The organism is Nguyenibacter vanlangensis, assembly GCF_013376155.1.
Lineage (GTDB): Bacteria > Pseudomonadota > Alphaproteobacteria > Acetobacterales > Acetobacteraceae > Gluconacetobacter > Gluconacetobacter vanlangensis.
Genome location: NZ_JABXXP010000786.1, coordinates 1 through 1,230, shown reverse-complemented (window position 1 = coordinate 1,230; position 1,230 = coordinate 1). Strand labels below are relative to the sequence as shown.

General features: G+C 71.5%; 2 protein-coding genes. Both read right to left on the bottom strand.

The annotated features are described in order from the left end of the window. Positions 1 to 166, bottom strand: a 166-nt coding sequence (locus HUK84_RS23350; protein ID WP_317135316.1) for an ABC transporter ATP-binding protein, incomplete at its 3' end; no start/stop codon positions are given. Next, the gene (locus HUK84_RS19020; protein ID WP_176641616.1) at positions 163 to 1,218 is read right to left on the bottom strand and encodes a FecCD family ABC transporter permease; all 1,056 of its coding nucleotides are present in this window, start codon (positions 1,216 to 1,218) and stop codon (positions 163 to 165) included. The genes HUK84_RS23350 and HUK84_RS19020, both read right to left, overlap by 4 nt. Between the last annotated feature and the right edge of the window lie 12 nt (positions 1,219 to 1,230).

The following is a 1,230-nucleotide window of genomic DNA, read 5'->3' as shown; positions in this document are numbered from 1 at the left end:
GGGCGCGCAGCAGGGTGGACTTGCCGCTGCCGTTGGGGCCGAGCAGGGCCGAAACGCGCCCGGCGGGCAGCGGGCCGAGCGACAGGTCTTGCAGCACCGTCCGCCGGCCATAGCGGACCGTGACATTGCGGGCGCACAGGTCGCCGGCCCGGTCGGGGCCGGTCACGACGCCACCTGCCGCCGCAGCACGATGGCCAGAAAGAAGGGAATGCCCACCAGGGCGGTGACGATGCCCACCGGCACCACCACGCCCGGCAGCACGTTGCGCGCGGCGATCGACGAGAGCGACATGATCAGGCACCCGACCAGGACGCTGCCCGGCAGGTAGAAGCGATGGTCCTCGCCCAGCAGGCGGCGGGCGATATGCGGAGCGATCAGCCCGACGAAGCCGATCGTGCCGACGAAGGAGACGGCCAGGGCCGACAGGACGCTGATGCGCAGCAGGGCGGCGACGCGCAGCCGGCGGACATCGACGCCGAAGCTGGCAGCCCGTTCCTCGCCCATGCGCAGGGCGGTCAGCGCCCATGCCGCGCGGAAGGACAGCGGCAGGATGACCGCGCAGGCGCCCGCCAGGATCGCGAGCTTGCCCCAGTTGGCGCGGGTCAGGCTGCCCATGGTCCAGAAGACCAGGTCCTGCAGCGCGTCCTCGCTGGCCACGAACTGCACCAGCGAGACCAAAGCGTGGAAGGTGAAGACCAGCGCGATGCCGAACAGCACCACCGTGCTGGTCGAGGCATCGCGCAGGCGCGAGACGAGGTCGAGCAGGAAGGCCGAGCCGACGGCGAAGGCGAAGGCGTCGGCCGAGACCACCCAGTCGGCCGGGACGCCCGGGATGCGCCATTGCAGGACGATGGCCAGCGACGCCCCGAACGCGGCGGCGGCCGAGACGCCCAGCGTGAAGGGACTGGCCAGCGGGTTGTTCAGGATCGTCTGCATTTCCGCGCCCGACAGGCCGAGCGCGGCGCCGACGCAGACCGCCATCAGCGCATAGGGCAGACGGATCTGCCAGACGATCACGCTCTGCCCCACAGGTCCGTCATGCGGATGCAGCAGGATATGCAGCAGGGTCGCGGGCGACAGGCCCGCCGGCCCGAGCGCGAAATCCAGCAGCATGGACAGCAGGATCAACACCGCCAGGACCAGCAGCACCAGCCCCCGCCGGCGCAGCAGCCGGCGATAGGATTGCCGGACCAGCCCCGCCTGCCGCGCGGAGGACATGGCGGCGCCCAC